This window comes from Blastomonas sp. RAC04 (genome assembly GCF_001713435.1).
GTDB lineage: Bacteria > Pseudomonadota > Alphaproteobacteria > Sphingomonadales > Sphingomonadaceae > Blastomonas > Blastomonas fulva.
This window is the reverse complement of record NZ_CP016460.1, coordinates 733,162-752,741: the sequence shown is the minus strand read 5'-3', so window position 1 is coordinate 752,741 and position 19,580 is coordinate 733,162. Positions and strand designations below refer to the sequence as shown.

Annotated in this window: 21 protein-coding genes; 13 read left to right on the top strand and 8 right to left on the bottom strand. The window is 62.0% G+C overall.

The window, feature by feature from the left end; translation table 11 throughout:
* Positions 1 to 5: 5 nt before the first annotated feature.
* On the bottom strand, positions 6 to 1,238 hold the full coding sequence (locus BSY18_RS04660) for a CaiB/BaiF CoA transferase family protein (protein ID WP_069051696.1): 1,233 nt from the start codon (positions 1,236 to 1,238) through the stop codon (positions 6 to 8).
* 179 nt (positions 1,239 to 1,417) lie between these two features.
* On the opposite strand from BSY18_RS04660, the gene BSY18_RS04655 reads away from it, so the two are divergent.
* Genes BSY18_RS04655 through BSY18_RS04630 form a run of 6 tightly spaced genes read left to right on the top strand, consistent with a single transcriptional unit; the run spans position 1,418 to position 6,241 of the window.
* Positions 1,418 to 2,170, top strand: a complete 753-nt coding sequence (locus tag BSY18_RS04655; protein WP_069049812.1) for an SDR family NAD(P)-dependent oxidoreductase — start codon at positions 1,418 to 1,420, stop codon at positions 2,168 to 2,170.
* A gap of 12 nt (positions 2,171 to 2,182) precedes the next feature.
* Positions 2,183 to 2,977: an SDR family NAD(P)-dependent oxidoreductase gene (locus BSY18_RS04650; protein ID WP_069049811.1), complete on the top strand. Its 795-nt coding sequence runs from the start codon at positions 2,183 to 2,185 to the stop codon at positions 2,975 to 2,977.
* Between the two features lie 7 nt (positions 2,978 to 2,984).
* The gene (locus tag BSY18_RS04645; protein WP_236823447.1) at positions 2,985 to 3,614 is read left to right on the top strand and encodes a TetR/AcrR family transcriptional regulator; all 630 of its coding nucleotides are present in this window, start codon (positions 2,985 to 2,987) and stop codon (positions 3,612 to 3,614) included.
* A gap of 59 nt (positions 3,615 to 3,673) precedes the next feature.
* The gene (locus BSY18_RS04640; protein WP_069049809.1) at positions 3,674 to 4,519 is read left to right on the top strand and encodes a TauD/TfdA dioxygenase family protein; all 846 of its coding nucleotides are present in this window, start codon (positions 3,674 to 3,676) and stop codon (positions 4,517 to 4,519) included.
* 2 nt (positions 4,520 to 4,521) lie between these two features.
* On the top strand, positions 4,522 to 5,373 hold the full coding sequence (locus tag BSY18_RS04635) for a TauD/TfdA dioxygenase family protein (protein WP_069049808.1): 852 nt from the start codon (positions 4,522 to 4,524) through the stop codon (positions 5,371 to 5,373).
* Positions 5,366 to 6,241: an SDR family NAD(P)-dependent oxidoreductase gene (locus tag BSY18_RS04630; protein ID WP_216094717.1), complete on the top strand. Its 876-nt coding sequence runs from the start codon at positions 5,366 to 5,368 to the stop codon at positions 6,239 to 6,241. The genes BSY18_RS04635 and BSY18_RS04630 overlap by 8 nt, the downstream gene beginning before the upstream one ends.
* On the opposite strand, the gene BSY18_RS04625 is transcribed toward BSY18_RS04630, so the two are convergent.
* Together BSY18_RS04625 and BSY18_RS04620 are read right to left on the bottom strand one after the other, a co-directional pair.
* Entirely contained in the window at positions 6,242 to 6,814 is a 573-nt protein-coding gene (locus tag BSY18_RS04625; RefSeq protein WP_069049807.1) for a nuclear transport factor 2 family protein, read from the bottom strand. It abuts the gene before it with no gap.
* A 1-nt stretch (position 6,815) separates the two neighbouring features.
* Positions 6,816 to 8,192: an aromatic ring-hydroxylating oxygenase subunit alpha gene (locus tag BSY18_RS04620; RefSeq protein ID WP_236823446.1), complete on the bottom strand. Its 1,377-nt coding sequence runs from the start codon at positions 8,190 to 8,192 to the stop codon at positions 6,816 to 6,818.
* Positions 8,193 to 8,348: 156 nt separating this feature from the next.
* Here BSY18_RS04620 and BSY18_RS04615 point away from each other — a divergent pair, with 156 nt between their 5' ends.
* From BSY18_RS04615 to BSY18_RS04600, 4 genes are read left to right on the top strand one after another with little or no spacing between them, the layout of a single operon-like run.
* A complete protein-coding gene (locus tag BSY18_RS04615) occupies positions 8,349 to 8,846 on the top strand; it encodes a nuclear transport factor 2 family protein (protein ID WP_150126206.1) in 498 nt (165 codons plus the stop codon).
* On the top strand, positions 8,839 to 9,708 hold the full coding sequence (locus tag BSY18_RS04610) for an SDR family NAD(P)-dependent oxidoreductase (RefSeq protein ID WP_069049804.1): 870 nt from the start codon (positions 8,839 to 8,841) through the stop codon (positions 9,706 to 9,708). Before BSY18_RS04615 ends, BSY18_RS04610 begins: the two co-directional genes overlap by 8 nt.
* A 13-nt stretch (positions 9,709 to 9,721) precedes the next feature.
* Positions 9,722 to 10,645, top strand: coding sequence for an SDR family NAD(P)-dependent oxidoreductase (locus tag BSY18_RS04605; protein ID WP_069049803.1), 924 nt, complete (start codon positions 9,722 to 9,724; stop codon positions 10,643 to 10,645).
* A complete protein-coding gene (locus BSY18_RS04600) occupies positions 10,642 to 11,199 on the top strand; it encodes a nuclear transport factor 2 family protein (protein ID WP_069049802.1) in 558 nt (185 codons plus the stop codon). The genes BSY18_RS04605 and BSY18_RS04600 overlap by 4 nt, the downstream gene beginning before the upstream one ends.
* Here BSY18_RS04600 and BSY18_RS04595 read toward each other — a convergent pair.
* From BSY18_RS04595 to BSY18_RS04580, 4 genes are read right to left on the bottom strand one after another with little or no spacing between them, the layout of a single operon-like run.
* Positions 11,196 to 11,963: an enoyl-CoA hydratase/isomerase family protein gene (locus tag BSY18_RS04595; RefSeq protein WP_069049801.1), complete on the bottom strand. Its 768-nt coding sequence runs from the start codon at positions 11,961 to 11,963 to the stop codon at positions 11,196 to 11,198. The genes BSY18_RS04600 and BSY18_RS04595 overlap by 4 nt on opposite strands.
* A 3-nt stretch (positions 11,964 to 11,966) precedes the next feature.
* Entirely contained in the window at positions 11,967 to 13,238 is a 1,272-nt protein-coding gene (locus BSY18_RS04590; protein ID WP_083231306.1) for an acetyl-CoA hydrolase/transferase family protein, read from the bottom strand.
* Positions 13,235 to 14,128 (bottom strand): HpcH/HpaI aldolase/citrate lyase family protein, encoded by an 894-nt coding sequence (locus tag BSY18_RS04585; RefSeq protein WP_069049800.1) that lies wholly within the window; start codon positions 14,126 to 14,128, stop codon positions 13,235 to 13,237. Before BSY18_RS04585 ends, BSY18_RS04590 begins: the two co-directional genes overlap by 4 nt.
* Before the next feature lie 16 nt (positions 14,129 to 14,144).
* The gene (locus tag BSY18_RS04580) at positions 14,145 to 15,299 is read right to left on the bottom strand and encodes an acyl-CoA dehydrogenase family protein (RefSeq protein WP_236823445.1); all 1,155 of its coding nucleotides are present in this window, start codon (positions 15,297 to 15,299) and stop codon (positions 14,145 to 14,147) included.
* Positions 15,300 to 15,475: 176 nt separating this feature from the next.
* On the opposite strand from BSY18_RS04580, the gene BSY18_RS04575 reads away from it, so the two are divergent.
* Genes BSY18_RS04575 through BSY18_RS04565 form a run of 3 tightly spaced genes read left to right on the top strand, consistent with a single transcriptional unit; the run spans position 15,476 to position 18,652 of the window.
* Positions 15,476 to 16,642 (top strand): CaiB/BaiF CoA transferase family protein, encoded by a 1,167-nt coding sequence (locus BSY18_RS04575; RefSeq protein ID WP_069049798.1) that lies wholly within the window; start codon positions 15,476 to 15,478, stop codon positions 16,640 to 16,642.
* The gene (locus BSY18_RS04570; protein ID WP_236823444.1) at positions 16,639 to 17,889 is read left to right on the top strand and encodes an MFS transporter; all 1,251 of its coding nucleotides are present in this window, start codon (positions 16,639 to 16,641) and stop codon (positions 17,887 to 17,889) included. The genes BSY18_RS04575 and BSY18_RS04570 overlap by 4 nt, the downstream gene beginning before the upstream one ends.
* The gene (locus BSY18_RS04565) at positions 17,882 to 18,652 is read left to right on the top strand and encodes a sterol desaturase family protein (protein WP_069049797.1); all 771 of its coding nucleotides are present in this window, start codon (positions 17,882 to 17,884) and stop codon (positions 18,650 to 18,652) included. Before BSY18_RS04570 ends, BSY18_RS04565 begins: the two co-directional genes overlap by 8 nt.
* A 10-nt stretch (positions 18,653 to 18,662) precedes the next feature.
* On the opposite strand, the gene BSY18_RS04560 is transcribed toward BSY18_RS04565, so the two are convergent.
* Positions 18,663 to 19,574, bottom strand: coding sequence for an acyl-CoA dehydrogenase family protein (locus BSY18_RS04560; RefSeq protein WP_069049796.1), 912 nt, complete (start codon positions 19,572 to 19,574; stop codon positions 18,663 to 18,665).
* Between the last annotated feature and the right edge of the window lie 6 nt (positions 19,575 to 19,580).

The following is a 19,580-nucleotide window of genomic DNA, read 5'->3' as shown; positions in this document are numbered from 1 at the left end:
AAGGTTCAAATGATCCCGTCGGTCTTGAGCCGATCGATACGGTCAGCTGTATAGCCGAGTTCGGCCAGCACATCGGCGTTGTGCTCGCCCAGCATCGGTGGCGGGCGGCGGATGGTGGCGGGGGAAGCCGACATCTGCGCCAACGGACTGGCGATCAGGTCAACCGATCCTGCCTTGGCCCAGGGATGCGGAGTCGTCGCACGCAGGTTGCGATGCTGGACCTGCGGTTCATCCCAAACCTGGGCGAGTTCATTGTACTTGGCTGCCGGAATGCCTGCCCCATCGAGCATGGCCAGCAGATCGCCCACGCTGAACCGGCTGCTCCACCGGCAGATTATGTCGATCAGTTCCGCCTGCCCGGTGCGGCCGCGCTTGAAGTTGGTGTCGAAGCGTGGATCGGTGAACAGCTCGGGCTGCTCCATGAGCACGGTGAGCCTGCGGTAATGCTCGTCTGTGCCCGCGGTGAGATAGACGATCCCGTCGCTCGCGGTGATCAGGTCGGCAGGGCCGCCGCCATTGCCGCCATTGCCCAGGCGTGGAGGAGGAAAGCCGCTGATCAGATAATCCTGCATGATATGGCTGACCATTGCGACCGAGGTATCGAGCAGGGCAATGTCAATATACTGGCCCTCGCCGGTGGTTCCACGGTGGATCAGCGCAGCCATGATCGCGAGAGCGGTGTTGTGGCCAGTGACGAAGTCGACGAGGCTGGGTCCGGCCTTCAGCGGCCCTGCCCCCGGCTTGCCATCGGGAATGCCGGTCACCGCCATCATCCCGCCAGTGGCCTGAAACAGGCCGTCATATCCCGGCAGCGCCGCCATCGGTCCGGTCTGCCCGAAACCCGTCACCGAGCAATAAATGAGGCGGGGATTGATCGCCTTGAGGCTTTCGTAATCCAGACCGAAACGCTTGAGGTCGCCGACCTTGAAATTCTCGATCAGGACATCGGCATCCTCTACCAGCGCGCGAATGATGTCCTGGCCTTCCGGCTTGCTGTGATTGACCGTTATCGAGCGCTTGTTGCGGTTGGCAACGGTGAAGAAGCTCGACTGCCGCGTCTCGATGCCGTCCCTGCCCTCGACCCAGGCGGTGCCATAGCCACGGCCGTCGTCGCCGGTGCCGGGCCGCTCGACCTTGATGACGTCGGCGCCAAGATCGCCAAGGATCTGCGCACCGACCGGTGCGGCAAACACCCTGCTCATGTCGATTACCCGAATACCCTGTAGCGCTGCGTTCATTTGAAATTCCATCTCGAAGGTTCGGATGCGATCTACCAAATCCCGGGCGACACCGTCAGGCCCGCCCTACGCTATCGCGGGCGCGATAGGTGCCGTCGCGCACCTGACAGCTACCATGCCCGCGTTGACATTGATGCCTGGCATATTGAACACAGGTTCAAACATTGAGAGGAAGACGGATGACACGATCGCTTCAAGGGCGGGTAGCGGTGGTAACGGGTGCAGGATCGGGCATCGGAAGAGCCATCGCGCTGCGTCTGGCAGAGGATACGGCCAAGGTGGCGATCTGGGACATCAACGCTGCAGGCGCCGAGGAAACCGCGCAGCATGTTCGCGATGCTGGGGGAACTGCACTCGCTATTGATGTGGACTGCTCGGACAAGGCGGCAATCAAGGCAGCCGCAGACCGCACGCGCGCCGAGCTTGGTCCTATCGCAATCCTGGTGAACAACGCTGGCATCGCTCCGTTCACACCTTTCCTCGATACCGATGACGAGTTGTTCGACAAGGTGATCCACATCAACCTGCGCGGACCCTGGCTGATGACCAAGGAATGCCTGCCTGACATGCTGGCGGCAGGCTGGGGCCGGGTTATCAACATCACCTCTTCCTCGGTTCAGACCGGATCGCCCGCGCAGGGGCATTACGTGTCGTCCAAAGGCGGCCTGTTGGGGATGAGCAAGGCGCTGGCGCTGGAGTTCGCGGCCTCGGGCGTGACCTTCAACATCATCCCCCCCGGCTTCATTGATACCCCCATGCTGCGCGCCGCGCCGATTGATGCGGAAGCTTTTGCGCAGACCCTGCCGATGAAGCGCATCGGCAAGCCCGAAGACATAGCCGCTGCTGCTGCCTATCTAGCTTCGGAGGAGGCTAGCTACATCACCGGCCAGACGATCAGCACCAATGGCGGGCGGTACATGGGATCGCATTAAAGGCAGACGGACATGCGGCTGGCAGGCAAGATTGCCATCATCACAGGCACCGCAGGTGGCATGGGCCAGGCAGCGGCTGTGCTGTTTGCCCGGCACGGGGCCGCAGTCGCCTGCGTCGATCTGTCAGAAGACGCCAATGCCGAGACGATGGCGCTGGTGGCCGCAGAAGGTGGCAAGGCTATTTCGATCGCCGCCGATGTCACCCGGACCGTCGATGTTGTGCGAATCGTAGCCCGGACCGTCAGCGAGCTTGGCCTGCCCAATATCCTGTTCAACAACGCCGGTGCCGATACGGAAAACAAGCAGTCCATCCTGAAGATCGACGAGGCGGCATTTGACCGGGTGGTCGAGGTCAATCTGAAGGGACCATGGTTGATGATCAAGCACGTGGCCCCCAGGCTGATCGAGGCCGGCGGCGGATCGATCATCAACACCGCGTCGATCGGCGCGTTCATCGCAGCGAGTTCGGCTGGTTATTGCGCGTCCAAGGCGGGGTTGGTGGGGTTGACCAAGGTGGCGGCGGTCGAGCTTGCCCGCCATAAAATCCGGGTCAACGCGCTCTGCCCGGGCGCAACCGAAACTCCGATGGCGCGGCACCAGCGTACCGAAATGCAGACGGCTGGCCTGCCGACATCGAACAGCATCATCGACCGCATGGGGGTTATGGGCCGGATGGCGGACCCGCTGGAAATGGCCAACATGGCTCTGTTTCTGGCGAGCGATGAGTCGAGCTTTGCCACGGGTGCGAATTTCATCAATGATGGAGGCTGGCTAGCCATGAGCGGCCTGCCTACCCAGGCAGGATGAGACAGCCTTGAACGCAACGACACAGCAGATGCCGAATGCCTCGGCCAAACGGCGGGTCGGTGCCGAAACGTCGGAGACACGCGCGCTGATCGTCGACACGGCCGAACAGGTGATACGCGATGAGGGCTATGCCGCCGCCAGCACCCGCAGAGTGGCAATGTATGCCGGGCTAAACCCATCGCTGGTGCATTATTATTTCCCGACCACCGACGATCTGCTGCTGGCCGTGTTCGAACGCGGCGCTGCACAAAGCGACAGCATGATCGAGGGGGCAATCGCCACAGGCGATCCGGTGCGCGCATTGTGGCGCTTTTTCTGCGATGACAGCCGCACCGCATTGTCGGTCGAATATCTGGCGCTGGCCATCCGTCGCCCGGCAATCCGCGAGAAAATCGCGGCTCACAGCACGGCGATGCGCAATCGGCAGGTTGACCTGTTCCAGACGGTTCTGGGCGAGCAGTTGGCGTCAACAACGCGGTGCAGTCCCGAGGCGCTCAGCGTCATCCTTGCCGGGATCGGACGTGCACTGTTCATGGAATCCGCACTTGGAGTCACTGCAGGGCACGAAGAGGCTATGCAGTGGGTGGCCGCATGGCTTGATCAACTCCTGCCCCCGCCGCCAGAACCGGATAATTGACATAGTGTAGTTTTTGTGCTGAACAGGTGTTCAATAACATCGGATCCAGGAGAGCAGCGATGGCCGTCACCGATCTTGCGCAGACCGAGTTGCACTTTGAGGTGATCAAGCCGAAAATCGGCGCGCGGGTGCTCAACAGCAAGGCGGAGCTCCTGTCGGGCGCACTGTCGTCCAGGATCAATGCGCTGCTGGAAACAAGCGGCGTGCTGATCTTCCCGCAGATCAATTTCACCGATGAAGAGCAGATCCAGTTCACAAACCTGCTGGGCGGAAACGTCAACGAGATCCGCGGCGAAGCGATGTTCAAAGTGACGCTGGATGAGAAGATCAACCAGAAGATCGCCGAATACCTCAAGGGTTCGCTGTTCTGGCATATCGATGGCACGATGCACTCCATGCCGATCCGCGCCTCGATGCTCACCGCCATAGTGCTGGCAAGCGAAGGCGGCGACACCGATTTTGCCAATACCGCATCGGCCTATGATGCCCTGCCGCAAGAACGCAAGGACGCGATCGCCGATATGCGCGTGGTTCACTCGCTCTGGCGTTCGCAACTGTATCACACCCCCGAACCCTCGATGGAACAGCTCGAAGACTGGATCGACAAGGGCGAGGCTGAGTTGCCGCTGGTATGCACGCACAAATCGGGGCGCAAGTCGCTCGTGCTGGGCAATACCGCGCATTATGTGAAGGGTCTGGACCCTAAAGACAGTTACCGCGTCCTTCACGGCCTGCGCGAGTTCGCAACAGGCGAGGCGTTCAGCTATCGCCACAAATGGACCGTTGGCGATACGGTAATCTGGGACAACCGGACCTCACTGCACCGCGCCACACCTTATGATCCAGCGTCAGGACGGATGATGCACCGCACGATCCTGAACGGAACCGAAGCCTGGGAGAACTGAACATGGCCACCGCATCTACAACCCTCACCCAACTGCGTCACGAAGCGCTGCGCCCCGTGATCGGCAGCCGCGTTCTCAACAGCAAGGCGGAACTGCTGTCGGGCGAGCTTGGCCCTGAGATCCGCGAGTTGCTGGAGGAACGCGGCGTGCTGGTCTTCAAGCAGGTCAACTTCACCGACGAGGAACAGGTCGCCTTCACCAAGACACTCGGCGAATTTGCGCCCGAGCGGATGGGAGATGGCGAGAATGTCAGCAAGATCACGCTCGACATCAAGGAAAACCCAGGTGCAGCCGAATATCTCAAGGGCTCGCTGTACTGGCATATCGACGGCACAATGAACGACGTGCCGATCCTTGCATCGCTGCTGTCGTGCAAGGTCGCCGCGCCCAAGGGCACGGGCAACACCGGGTTCTGCAACACCTATGCAGCCTGGGATGCGCTGCCCGAAGAGCGCAAGGCCGAGCTCAAGGACCTGCGCACCATCCATGGGGTGTGGCCGACAGTATTCTATTACGACCCCGAACCCAGCCTCGCCAAGCTGAAGGGCATGCGCAGCGTTGGCGAGAACGAGTTGCCACTGGTGTGGAAACACCGCTCGGGGCGGGAATCGCTCGTCATCGGCTGCACGACGCTGACGGTGCTGGGCAAAAACCACTTCGAGAGCGCCGAGATCATCCACGGCCTTCGCGAATGGGCGACGCAGGAACAGTTCAGCTACAGCCATGCATGGGATGAAGGCGATCTGGTGATGTGGGACAACACCGGCACAATGCACCGGGCCGAACCCTATGACCTCACCTGCGGCCGCATGATGCACCGCACCAAGCTCAAAGGCGAGGAACCGTTTGCCTGACGATGCTGCCCCGGTCGCCCCGATCGCGTTGGTCACCGGCGCAAGCCGGGGCGCGGGCAAGGGTATCGCGGTGGCGCTGGGCAGACAGGGATGCACGGTCTATGTCACCGGACGATCCACGGATGCCGCCGAAAGTGCAATGCCGGGGACAATCTTCGAGACCGCAAGTGCGGTAACCGAAGCTGGCGGAACCGGCATTGCCGTGCGATGCGACCATAATGTCGATTCCGATGTCGCTGCCCTGTTTGATCGCATTGCCCACGACCATGGCCGGCTGGACATTCTGGTCAACAACGCCTGCGCTATCCATGATCAGCTCGATGCCCCCGGCCATTTCTGGGAAAAGCCGCTCGCCATAGGTGACATGATTACCGTCGGCGTGCGCAGTGGGTTTGTCGCCAGCTGGTTTGCAGCGCAGTTGATGGTGAAACAGCGGCGCGGCCTGATTGCGTTCACGTCATCACCCGGAGCCGTGCATTATTGTTTCGGCCCTGCCTATGGCGCGCACAAGGCGGGCGTGGACAAGATGGCGGCCGACATGGCAGTTGACCTTGAAGGTACCGGCGTGGCAGCAGTTTCGATCTGGATGGGGGCGTTGGCGACCGAACGCCTGCTGGCAATGATCGCAGCTGACCCCGCCCGTTATGGACAGCTATCCCAGGGCCTCGAAGACCCAGGTTACACGGGCGATGTCATCTGGGCTCTCTTCAACGATCCACGGATGTCAGACCTGTCCGGCCAGACGCTGATCGGGGCAGAGGCCGGCAAGCGGTGGGGCATCCGAGATGCGCGGGGCGGGTTCCCGCCATCTGCCCGCGATACGCACAATGTTGCGCCGCACACGCAATATCCGCTTGTCATCAGATAATTACCGGTCCTGCATCTGCTGCTGCCAACGCTCACCATCGGCCCCTATGACCACCGGACGCGCATACGAAACGTCGGCAGCGTCCCATGTCCCTTTGAGAAACCCCTTCAGCGCCGGCGTGGCAAGCCATTCGGCGCTGCCTTCGAGCGCCATGTCGACGATCGTCCTGCGTGCCTTGATACGCCACTCGCCCTCCCGGCGCTGCATGTGATCGATGTAGCGGCCAGGCGAGAGGATGCAGCGTGAACCGTCCTTTGAGAGCAGAGCACCCAGAACATAGGTCTCACAGACCGCATCATCCCCATCAAGCTCGCAGCTGTGGTTGGTCAGGCTGTGGCTGGTTGCGCTGAAGAACGCGGCGTGCCCGGCATTAGCGCGCTCGGGATATTCAGATGCTCCGGTAATCGAAGGGCCATGCTCATCCCATCCATCGGGCCAGTAGCAGCTGGCAGTCAGCGCACTATCGTGACGGTCGCGGCCCCTCGCCTCACGGACGATGCAATCAAGGATGTCCTGCCGGTCCTGCATCTTGCGGACTGTGGCTCGCAGTTGGCCGATCTCTTCCTGCTCCATGTCAGTCGCGCGCCACGGGCGCTCCAGCGCCCATGAACTTCGCCAGATTCATGTGCAGGCTGGCCGTCGACCGTTCCATATAGGGGTTGGGCTGCGTGCCCTTGAAGCCTGCGCTCTTCATGCCCTGCTGCACTGCAGCCATGTTGGCGAAATCCTGTTGCAACACCGGCGGCCAGTTGTCAGGCTCAGTGTATTCCCATCGCGTCTCGGGCGCCTCTCCTTCAGGGTAGAGTTCGTAGACGGCGGCCTCGAAAATGCACCTGTCGGGATCGTTGCCCCAGGGCCGCGCCATGTAGCACAGCATGTTGTTGACCGCGTGGCCGATCTGGAAATTGGGGAAGATCTGCCAGGCTGTTCCTGCCTTCGCGGTATGCATCGGATCGACGGTGGGCCAGACCACCCCGCGCCTTTCATCGTCGGCGCGCGCGGTGGAGATCCAATGGCGCGACACTTCGCTGGCAGGCGTATCCTCGGGCAGTTCATCGATCAGACGCTTGGCCGCGTTCACCAAGGTCATCGTGGTGTTGGTGTTGGCGTTTTCCCAGGTGAACATCTGCATTTCCGCCGTTGACCTGCGCGGATCGGCACCGGTGCCGGTGCGCATTTTGCCGGCGTCCTCTTCGAGCCCCTTGGGGGCTTCATAGCCGATATGCGTGTGCAGCCCCTGAATGCGCGCCCAGCCGCGGAACTGCCCGAAGGCGTTGAACTCCGGATGGGTGGTAGCGACATGATAGGTCTCGTTGAACGCTTCCATCGCCACTTTCCAGTTGCAGTCGAAGACGATCCACTTGCGCCAGCGCGCACGCATGTTGTGCAGTTGATAGGGATCGAGCATCTCTGGCACGACGCCCAGCCACGCGTCCAGAGACACGCTTTCGGGGTCCATGTTGATCCAAAGCCACCCACCCCATGTCTCGCATTTGACGCCAGAGAGCCGGGTGCGATCATCGGTCAGAGAACCTTGCCAGTCTTCCTTGTGCGGAATGTACGTGCAGTTGCCGTCCAGCCCGTACGACCAGCCGTGAAATCCGCAGATGAAGCTGCGGCGGTTGCCGCGCGCGTTGCGTTGTCCGGGCGGCGTATCGACCAGCTTGCGCCCGCGATGCACGCACACATTATGAAACGCCCGGATGGTCTGTGCATCCTCCCGTACGATTATGATGGAGTCGTCGTGGATGTCGAAGGTCACGAAATCGCCGGTTTCCGCAATGTCCTCGATCCGGCCAGCCTGCAGCCATGCCTTGCGCCACAAACGGTCGCGCTCTGCCCGCGCATAGTCTGGCGAAAGGTACGCCTCGGTGCCGATGATGACCGGTGCTTCCAGTTGCTCGACCGATGCGACGGTTCTGGTGGCATCATTCATTGCTGGCTTCTCCATGCATTCGCTCCCGACCATGTGCAGGCAAGCGCACTGCGCACTCAAGCGGATTATGCCGGGTCAGCATCGCTGTGGCGCTAATGCGCCTGCGGCCATGTGCGCCGCGCGCGCGCCGTGGCAATACGGGGCGACGATGAACGCAAGGAGCCCTGTTCGATGACCGACCCGATTGCCGCAGATGTCGGCATCCGGCAGTTGCACGCTCGCTTTGCCGATGCGGTGTGGAGGCAGGATGCACTGGAGTTTTCCGCATGCTTTGCAGCCGACGGACTGTGGAAGATCGCAGGAATGAATATCGTCGGACGCGAAAAGATCGCCGAGGCCTGCCGCAGCATGCTGGGCCGGTGCACGCACATCCACATCATAACCGGACTTCCGATTCTGGAGATCGGCAAGGGCACGGCGAAAGGGCGGCTCAACATGACCGAGTTTGCCCGGATGCAGGACGGCAGCACCGCGATGACCATCGGCTGGTATCATGACGATTATGTCGAGGAAGACGGCCTCTGGCGTTTTGCAAGGCGCCACTGGAGCATGAAATATCGCGGGCCCCCCGACTTGACCGGTCATTTTGCCGACACCCCCAATTACGGGGCCTTTCCAGATGGCCCAGCGCCCGACGAGGCCACCTATGTCCGTCCGGCCAATGCCTGACGCGCACGCGCTCGCAGGCAAGGTTGCGCTCGTCACCGGGGCCAGCCGCGGAATCGGCAAGGGTATCGCCATCGCCCTCGCGCGGCAGGGAGCCACGGTCTACGTGACCGGCCGCAGCGTGACCGAGGGCGATTACTACCTTCCCGGCACTGTCGGACAGACCGCCGACGATTGCGATGCAGCGGGCGGCAAAGGCGTTGCCGTTGCCTGCGACCATGCCGATGACGCGCAGGTCGAAGCCCTGTTTGCGCAGCTGCGGCGCGATCATGGCCGCCTCGACATCCTGGTCAACAATGCCTTCCTGCTCTCCGACGATCTGATCGAACCGGGCAGCTTCTGGGAGAAGCCGTTGTCCAACCTGGAAATGTGGGATGTCGGGGTCCGGTCCAACTTCATCGCTGCCTGGCATGCCGCGCAAATCATGGTTCCGCAGAAATCGGGGTTGATCGTTGCGATCTCGGGCTATGCGGCGACCACCTACACCTACGGCGTCATTTTCGGAACATCGAAGACTGCGGTAGGACGCATGTCACGCGACATGGCGGTCGAACTGAAGCCGCACAGCGTTGCGGCGCTGACGCTGTGGCAGGGCCTGACGATGACCGAAAAGGCGAAGGACAATTTCGCCCGAATGGCGGACAAGATGACCGCAACGATCACCAGCCAGCAGGGCAGCTCGACCGAACATCCTGGCCGCGTGATCGCCGCGCTGGCGCTGGATCCTGCCATCATGGCGCGATCGGGTGGCGAGTTCATTACCGCGGAACTGGCCCAGGACTACGGGATAGCCGACGTCGATGGCGCAATGATCCCATCTGCACGTGCCACGCGTGGATCGCCTATCTGGCAGCCAATCGCATAAGGAGAACGAACCCATGGATACCCTGCGTTTCGATGGCCGGGTGGCCGTGATTACCGGCGCGGGTCGCGGGCTGGGGCGCTCCTATGCCCTGCTGCTCGCTGCTCGGGGCTGCAAGGTCGTGGTTAACGACAATGGCAGCGCATCGCGGGGCGATGATATCATCTCCAACCCGGCAGATGAGGTTGTTGGCGAAATCCTCTCGTCAGGTGGCGAGGCGGTCGCCTGCGCTGAATCGGTGGCAACGGCCGCCGGAGCCGCCGCGATCATCCAGTGCGCGATCGACACCTGGGGCCGCATCGACATCCTCATCCACAATGCGGGCAATGTCCGCTACGGCACCATCGCCGAACTCAGCATTGAGGATTTCGATGCGGTGACCGACGTGCATTTCAAGGGTGGCTTCTATCTTGCCAAGGCCGCAATGCCACACATGATCACGGCCAATTATGGCCGGGTCGTGCTGACAACGTCCTGCAGCGGGCTCTATGGCAGCAAGACCACTGTCAATTACGGCATGTCGAAGGCCGGCCTGATGGGGCTCAACAATGTCATCGCGCTGGAAGGCGGCGACCACGGCATCCTGTCGAACACAATTGCGCCAGCCGCCGTAACCCGCATGGCCGATGGCCTAGATACCACCGCATATCCTCCGCTTGAGCCAGAGCTTGTTGCCCCGATGGTGGCCTGGCTGGCGCACGAAAGCTGCAGCGTATCGGGCGAGCATTATGTCGCGGGCGGAGGACGGATGGCGCGCACCTGGACGGTCGAGAGCAAGGGGGTGTGGCAGTCCGACTGGTCGCCCGAGGCCGTCGCTGGCAATCTCGATGCGATCCGCAAAAGTGCGGACCAATGGGTCTTCCCGCCCTATCCCTCAGGCATGGCCGATCATCTGGGCGAAACCTTCAAATGGGCCCATGCCGAACGGACAAAGGCATGACAGATGACGCCCGACTGCTTATGCTGGTCGACCGGCAGGACATCCATGACTGCCTGCTCCGGTTCTGCCGGGGCATGGACCGGTTCGACCGCGCGCTGTTCCTGTCAGCCTTCCACACCGATGCGGTGATTGCCGCCGGGCCTTATGTCGGCGATGTCGCTGGCTGCTGGGAATGGGCCAAGCCACTGCACGAGGCAGGTCAGGTGCTGACACACCATGTCCTGCTCAACCACTATATCGATATCGCCGGGGATACCGCGCACAGCGAATGCTATTACCAGTTCATCGGACGCAACCACCCCTGGGAAGAGGGCGGCGGCGAAACGGTGACGCTGGCAGGCGGCCGCTATATCGACCGGTTGGAAAGACGCGATGGCAGCTGGCGGATCGCGCTGCGCACCAACGTCATCGAATGGAGCTGCATTCAGCCGTCGCTGCCGCCACCCTTTGGCGATGTGCCGGATATTTCCGCCAACGGCCGGTCAGCGCGGGACAGCAGCGATCCGTCCTACCAGCGCCCGCTGGTCAACCATCGCGCGCCGAGCAAGCCTTAGCGCCCTTTCCACACCGGTTTGCGCTTCTCGGCAAAGGCGCGTGGTCCTTCCTGCGCGTCCTTGCTGTTGTACGCCTCCTCATGCGCCGCCCACGCCGCATCGAGCGCGGCTGAGCGGCCCATTTCCGTCGCCAGCATCACGCTCGCCCGGGCTGCTGCCACAGAAAGCGGCGCGCCTTCGATTACCTCACGCGCCAAGTCGAGCGCGGCGTCGATCAGCGCATCGGGTTCCGCAAGGCGGTTCACCAGACCGATCTCGTACGCGCGCTGGGCGGTGATCGGCTTGCCGGTGAGCACGATCTCCATGAAGATCCGCTGCGGGATCATGTGGATGAGCGGCGCCGCCCAGGGCGACCCCCTGCCCACCTTCACCTCGGTAATCGCGAAGCGTGCGGTGGTCGAGGCGACGCACAGGTCGCACCCCTGCGCGATCATCCAGCCGCCCGCAAATGCCACGCCGTTGACCGCCGCGATTGTCGGCTTAGAGAGCGTGATCGTCTCATACGGCACTGGAAACATGTCGCGTGGGGGAACCTTCATTCCGGTTTCCACCATTTCCTTCAGATCACCACCCGCGCAGAAAGCCTTTTGCCCGGTCCCCGTCAGGATGGCGATCTTGGCTGCATCATCTTCTTCGAACTGTTGCCATGCCGCGCGCAGCCCCTCACGAACCTCCCGGGACAGGCAGTTGCGCTGTTCGGGCCGGTTGATGGTGATGACCCCGATGCCATCGCCATCGACCGTGTAGAGAACCGCATCAGACATAGCCTAGAATCCCCGCTGCTCGATGCCATGCGCAGCGCGCGCCAGCGCCTCGCGAAAATCCGGATGCGCGATTGCCACCATCCGGCGTGCCCGCTCCGCGAGCGGCTGGCCACGCAATTGCGCCGCGCCGAATTCGGTCACGATGATGTCGACCTCGCTGCGCGCGGTTGTGACCGGCCCGGACAGTGCCGCAACGATCTTGCTGATCGTCCCGCCCCTGGCAGTTGCGGGCAAGGCGATGATCGAATGCCCGCCGGGCGAGCGCACCCCAGCCCGCACGAAATCGAGCTGCCCGCCCGTGCCGCCGAGATACATGTCGCCCGACTGCTCGGCATTGACCTGCCCGGTCAGATCGACCTCCATCGCGGAATTGACCGTCACCAGCCGTGACAGCTGTGCCAGCACTGTGCTGTCATGAGTGTAGGCCGTCCGCGTCATGCGCACGGATGGATTGCGATGCGCAAAATCGTAAAGCCGCCGGGTGCCGATCAGCGCGCCGTTGATCGATACGCCGCGATCGATTTCCTTGCGCGCGTTGGTCAGAACGCCTGCATCGGCCAGATCGACCAGGCCATCGCCCAGCATGCCCGAATGCACGCCCAGATCCTTGCGGTCATGCAGCAGCCGCAGGATCGCATCGGGCACCGCGCCGACACCGGTCTGGATGACCGCGCCATCCCCGATGAACTCGGCACAATGGCGGGCAATAGCCTCGTCGGTCGCAGAAATCGCGGCGGGCATCACCTCGACCGGCGGGCGATCGACATGCACCGCTACATCGATCCGCGATGCCGGCAGCGTCTCGCCCAGCGTGTACGGCACCTGCGCGTTGACCTCTGCGATAACGACACGCGCCTTCGCCACCGCGGCTTGGACGTAGTCGCTGATCAGACCGAAGCTATGGTTACCCTGTGCGTCGGCGGGGCTGACCTGCACCATCGCGACATCGCAGCCGATGATCCCCCCCTCTATCAGCGGCGCGACCTGCCCCACATGGCAGGGGATAACGCCGAGCCGATGCGCCTTGCTCATGGATCGCAACGCGCTGATCGCCCCCATGCTGGACAGGCGGAAGGCATCTGCCGTCGAAGGCGTGAAAATGCCCGAAAAGCTTGTAGCAATGAAGGCGTCAAGACCGCCAATGCCCTGCCCCTGCGCGATCAGCGCCTCGATCAGCGTGGTCGGCTCGCCGCACGCCTGGCCCAGCATGATGGCATCCCCCGGCTGGACGAACCGGGCAAGTTCGAGCTCCGCAGCGCTGATGCTGATCGTCACGCGTCTGCCACCTGCGCCAGCAATTGCTGCGCGCGCGACAGATACGGCCTGTCGAGCATCCCGCCCTTGTAGCCGATCGCCCCGACCCCAGGGTTGGCATCGAAAATCGCGACGATCTCGCGGGCTTGCGCAATTTCCTCCGCGCTCGGCGTGAATGCGTCATTGATGACATCGACTTGCGCCGGATGAATCGCGAGCATCCCGCGAAATCCATCACGGCGCACCTTCTCAGCACGCAGACGCAAGGCATCAAGATCCCTGAAATCCGCCGAAATCGTCTCGATTGCCGCAACGCCGGCGGTCGCTGCGCCCAGCACGGTCAGACTGCGCGCCAGTTCATAGGTAAAGCCATAGCTGCCATCGGGATTGCGATTGCTGCTCGCGCCGATCGACTCGGCCAGATCCTCCGCACCCCAGGTCAGCGCCACGACCCTTGGAGCCCCTTTGTAGCTGCCGGTATGGAACATCGCCTCTGCCGTCTCGGTGATCAGCACGATGACCGGGGTGGATCCTTCTTTGATGCCGTTGGCCACCTCAAGCGCTGACAGGCAATGATGCAGTCTGTCGACATCGGCGCGGCCATAGACCTTGGGCAGCATGATGCCACCGGGATGCGCGGGCATGACGGCGGCCAGATCAGCCAGCGTGTACGGGCCGTCGAAGGGGTTGATCCGCACCCACAAACGCGCGCGGTCCCCAGCGTTGGCTTCGAGGAAATCGTGGACCATCCGGCGCGCCAGCGGCTTGTTGTCTGTCGCGACGGCATCCTCAAGATCGAATAGCGCAATGTCGGCGTTGCTGGCTGCGGCCTTGGCCATCTTTTTTGCGCTGTCGCCCGGTGCGAATAGCCAAGAGCGCATCTTGAGGGCTGGTGGCGTCGGCATGGTCATCTTTCTCCCTGACCTTTCAATAAGATTTCGGCAGTTCGAGAACCTTCTCGGCCAGGAAGTTCAGGATCATGTGCGGGCTGACGGGAGCCGTACGCGGGATCAGCACTTCGCGAAGGTATCGCTCGACATGATATTCCTTTGCATAGCCCATGCCGCCCATCGACAGCATCGCTGTGTGGCATGCCTCGAAGCCTGCCTCTGCTGCCAGATACTTGCCCGCGTTGGCCTCGACCCCGCAATCGTCGCCCTTGTCGAACATCGTTGCGCCTTTGAGCACCATCAGGTTGGCAGCCTCCAGCTGTGCCCAGCACTTGGCAAGCGGATGCTGGATGCCCTGGTTCATGCCGATGGGCCGGTCGAAGACAATGCGTTCGCGGGCATATTGCGCCGCGCGCTTGATCGCCACCCGGCCAAGCCCCACCGCCTCTGCCCCCAGCAGGATGCGCTCAGGGTTCAGGCCCTGCAGGATGATCTTAAAGCCATCGCCCTCGTTGCCGATCCGGTCCTCTTCCGGGATGAAAAGATCGTTAATGAACAGCATGTTAGACCCAACTGCATGCCGCCCCATCTTCGGGATCAGCCGGTGCTCGATCTTGCTGCGGTCTATTGACGTGTAAAACAGTGACAGGCCCTCGGTCTTGCGTTTGACCTGATCGAGCGGCGTGGTGCGCGCCAGCAGCATCATCTTGTCGGCGACATGCGCGTTGGTGATCCAGATCTTCTCGCCGTTGACACGATAGCCGCCATCACCCCGTTCGGCCCGGGTCTTCAGCTTGGTGGTGTCCAGTCCGACGTTCGGTTCGGTCACCGCAAAGCACATCTTCTGCGCACCGGACAGGATTGGCGGGATCATCCGCTGCTGCTGTTCCTGCGTCCCGAATGCGATGATAGGCTCCATGCTGAACACCGGGCCATGGATGGATGATGCTGCGGTCATGCCGCCACCCGATTCCGCTACCGCCTGCATCATGATCGCCGCTTCGGTAATGCCCAGCCCCGATCCGCCACAGCCTTCGGGCATCGCGATGCCGAGCCATCCGGCCTGAGCCATAGCCTGATGAAATTCGACCGGAAACTCCCCGTCATTGTCGCGTTCCAACCAGTAGTCATCAGAGAACTGCGCGCACAGGGCAAGCACCGCGTCGCGGATGGTCTGTTGATCGTCTGTCAATGAAAAGTCCAAGGTGATGCTCCGACCGGCGCCCAAAAATGCAGCCGTCAGCGGGCTAGCAGCCGCCCGGAGCCACCTCAACACTCCGCCATGACGATATCGGCGGGGCGAAGCTGCAACGGCGTTGGTTTGCCCGGATTGATCGGTTAGCGCTTGCCCCGCACATGGAGGCATGAATGTCGGTTAGACCCAAGCATGGCGGACCATTGGATGGTATTCGCATCATCGATCTGACCAGCATGGTCTTTGGCCCTTATGCCACGCAAATCATGGCGGACATGGGCGCCGACGTCATCAAGATCGAACCGCCGCAGGGCGATGACACCCGCAACATCTCGCAAGGCCCGGTGCCAGGAATGTCGGGCGTGTTCGTCAACGTCAATCGCGGCAAGCGCAGCGTCGTGCTCGACATGAAAAGCGACGAAGGCAAGGAGGCGCTGACCCGGCTTATCGCTGGGGCAGACGTCTTCATCCACTCGATGCGCGCCAAGGCCATTGGCCGGCTCGGCTTCGATTATGCGTCCGTCGCGGCGATCAGACCCGACATCGTCTACACAAATTGCTACGGGTACAGCCGCCGTGGACCGGATGCCGACAAGCCGGCTTATGACGACACTATCCAGGCCGAATGCGGCATTCCGCATGTCCAGCAGCTGATGACCGGAGAGCCTGGCTTCGTGGCCACCATCATGGCCGACAAGGTCGCCGGGCTGACCGCACTCTATGCAACCATCCTTGCACTGTTCCACCGGGAACGCACCGGCGAGGGGCAGGAAGTGGAGATCGGCATGTTCGAGACGATGGCCAGCTTCATGCTGGTCGAACATGCCAACGGCGCGATGTTCACGCCGCCGCTAGGCCCCGCGCATTATCACCGCGCCGCATCACGCAACCGCAAGCCCTACAGGACGGCCGACGGTTATGTTGCAGCGCTCATTTACAACGACAAGCACTGGAAGCTGTTTACCGAAGCGGTGAAGCCTGCCTGGGCAACGCCCGATATGGCAACTCTGCAGCAGCGCGCAAAGCAGATCGACACGGTCTACAGCCTGCTGGGTGAGACGTTTCTGCAGCGCACGACGGCGGAATGGCTTGAGCTGCTGAACGCGCTCAACATTCCGGCCGCGCCATTGCGCACCACCGATGAGTTGATGGACAATCCGCACCTCAATGCCATCGACTTCTTTGAGACGATCGAGACCGACCAGGGGCCGGTCCGCTATCCGGGCGTTCCGACCTGGTTTTCCAGAACACCCGGAAAGGTCGCCGGCCAGACGCCGCTGGCAGGCGCGCATACCGACGAAGTCCTCGCGGAAATCGGTATGGCCCGGGGCGCGTCGTGAACCAGGCCGTCTTGCCCGGCGCAACAACCGAATGGCGTCGCCATTTCATGCTGCCGGTGGCGGCGATGTTCGGCTATTCGGTCAGCGTTATCCACATTTATGGCATCTATCCCTATATCCTTCCGGTCACCAAGGAGTTTGGCTGGACGCGCGGGCAGTTCACCGGGGCGTTCACCTTTGCGATATTGGTGCAGGCACTGCTGGCCGTCCCGGTGGGTATGCTGGTCGACCGGTTCGGCTCGCGCAGGCTGGGGCTTGCCGGTGTGGTTCTGGTGTGCCTGGGCTTTGCGCTGTTCAGCACATCCTCCGGCAGCCTGACGAACTGGTATCTGATGTGGGGGATCATGACGCTGGTTGCCCTCCCCGTCCAGGCGACGGTGTGGACCAGCGCGGTCGCCACGCGGTTCACCGCCTCACGCGGGACGGCATTTGCCATCACCCTGTGCGGCGCATCGGTCGCGCAATTCGTGTTCCCGCCGCTCGCGACCCGTCTGATCGGCGACTATGGCTGGAGGACCGCATTCGTCTGGCATGGATTGATCTGGATGGCGGTCGTGCTGCCGGTCGTATTCCTCTTCTTCAGAGGCGCGCGCGATGCCGGTCGCACGGCCAAGGCATCACCTTTGCCACGTCCACCTGCGGCGAGCGGCGTCGGTTTCCGCGATGGCCTGCGGTCACCGGTCTATGTCCGATTGTTGTTGGCCAGCCTCTTTTTCACCTTCACCATCGTTGCCCTGAACTACCAGTTCATGCCGATCCTTGCTGGATGGGGGATAGAGCCGACCAGAGCAGCGTGGCTGGCATCGCTGATCGGTCTTTCGTCGGTGGTCGGCAGGCTGGTGACCGGATATCTCATCGACCGCTTCCGCGCTTCGCATGTCGGCGCAATCGTGTTCCTGCTCCCCATTATCGCGGTCCTGATGCTGCTGTTTGGGGAGGATTACGCTCCTGCCCCCGCGCTGGTCGCGATCATGCTGGGGCTGACACTGGGCGCGGAGGTGGATGTCATCGTCTATCTCACCACCCGGTTCTTCGGGCTGAACAGCTTTGGCGCGCTATATGGCGGGCTTCTTGCCGCGCTGTCGACCGGAACTGCCATCGGCCCTCTGGCCGCCTCGCTCATTTTCGACGCGACGGGCCGATATGACCGCTTTTTCTGGCTGGCGATCGCGCTCCTGCTGCTCAGCAGCGCCGCGCTTTTCAGCCTGCCCAAGCCAGCAGATATAGAGGAGGATACCAGTGTTTGAGACGATGATAACGGGCGAGAAGGCCCTGCAGATATGGCTTGCCCTGTTCGTCGTCACCGGGCTGCTGGCCGGGATCTTCACCGGATTCTTCAAGGCCCGCAAGATCCAGCCAAGGGGCTTCAAATGGTCGGTTTTCCGGAACGAGGCGATGTTCGGGACGATCAATCTTGTTGTCTCCACACTGCTGATCGGTGGATCGACGCAGTGGCTGACCGCCAATGGCTGGATCAGCTTCAAAAGTGGCCCGGTGGAATGGTGGGTGATCGCGCTGGAATACGCTGCGTATTTTATCCTGTTCGACACATGGTTCTACTGGCTGCACCGGGGCATGCACAAGGAGCCGTTCTACAGCTGGATCCACAAGCTGCACCACAAGTCCACATCGCCCAACTTGCTGACGACGCTGTCGGTCAACCCGCTGGAATCGCTGATCAACGGCGGATTCGTGCCGTTGTTTACCGCGCTGGTGACAGTGCATGCCGAAACGATGCTGCTGATCGGCCCGACCAACATCATCATGGGGCTGTATGTCCATTCAGGCTATGAACTTTTCCCGCGCTGGTGGAACAAGAGCTGGGCAACAAAGTGGTTCATCACCGCAACCTTCCACGACCAGCACCACAAATACTTCACCGCCAATTTCGGCGGTTATACCACCGTATGGGACCGGCTGTGCGGCACCATGCGTCCCAAGTTCGAGGCGGATTTCGTGAAGATCAAGGACCGACCCGGCACGCCTGACAGAACGGCCACTGCGGAATAAAGGTAGACTCTCAGCCCCAAATGGAGCGGGCGGCCGCCAGCGCATTGTCGCCGCGTCCGCCCATTTCGCTGGCCAGCAGCTTGAGCCTGTAGGTCCACAAATGCAGTGGATGTTCGAGCGTCATCCCCATGCCTCCCATGAACTGGTGCAGATCATACACCACTTGGCGCGCCGACTCCTGCGCGTGGAACGCGGCCAGCGCAGCATCTGCCGGATTAAGGGTAGCACCCGCTCTCATCGCAAGCCAATAGACGCCGTTGGTCCGCACCTTGGCCTCTGCCAGACGGTGCCTCATCCCCTGGAAGCTGGCCAATGGCCGTCCGAACTGGTGCCGCTGCGCCGTATAGGCGCAAACGCTGTCCAGCGCGGCAGCGAGAAGCCCTGCGGATTCCGCAGCCAGCGCGATACGCCAGTGGGTCATGAATACGTCGCTGCCGACATCATGCTCTTCCCGGTCAGAAGGCATTTCCACCAATGTGCCGACGGGGTAGCCATATAGCGCATCAGGTTCAGCGCGGACTTGCGATGCTGTTGCGGTGAAGCTGCTGACGGTGTCCGTGACAACAACCACCGTGGCTCCTGCGCCCAAGAACCGCAAGGGGCGCTGCAATTGGTCACCAGCGACGATGCACAAAGGCGTCTGTGTATTCAGCTTGAGGATCGGGGCGATGATCGACGCAAGCGCCGCCCTTGTGGCCTGCGGCAATCGTGCCAGGCGTTCGACAACGATAGCAGCCGTCACCATACCCAGATCAGGGTCTGAGGCGACATCCAGAAACCCGCCCTGCTGGAGCTCGCGGTCAAGTGCGCCATCGGTCAAGGAGAAGCCGGTTTCGTGCAGGGACACGCCGGCATAGGGCCGCGTCAGCGATTCCAGCGAATCGAGAATGGCCACCTGATCGGCGTTGAGTGAAAGATCCATCAGCGC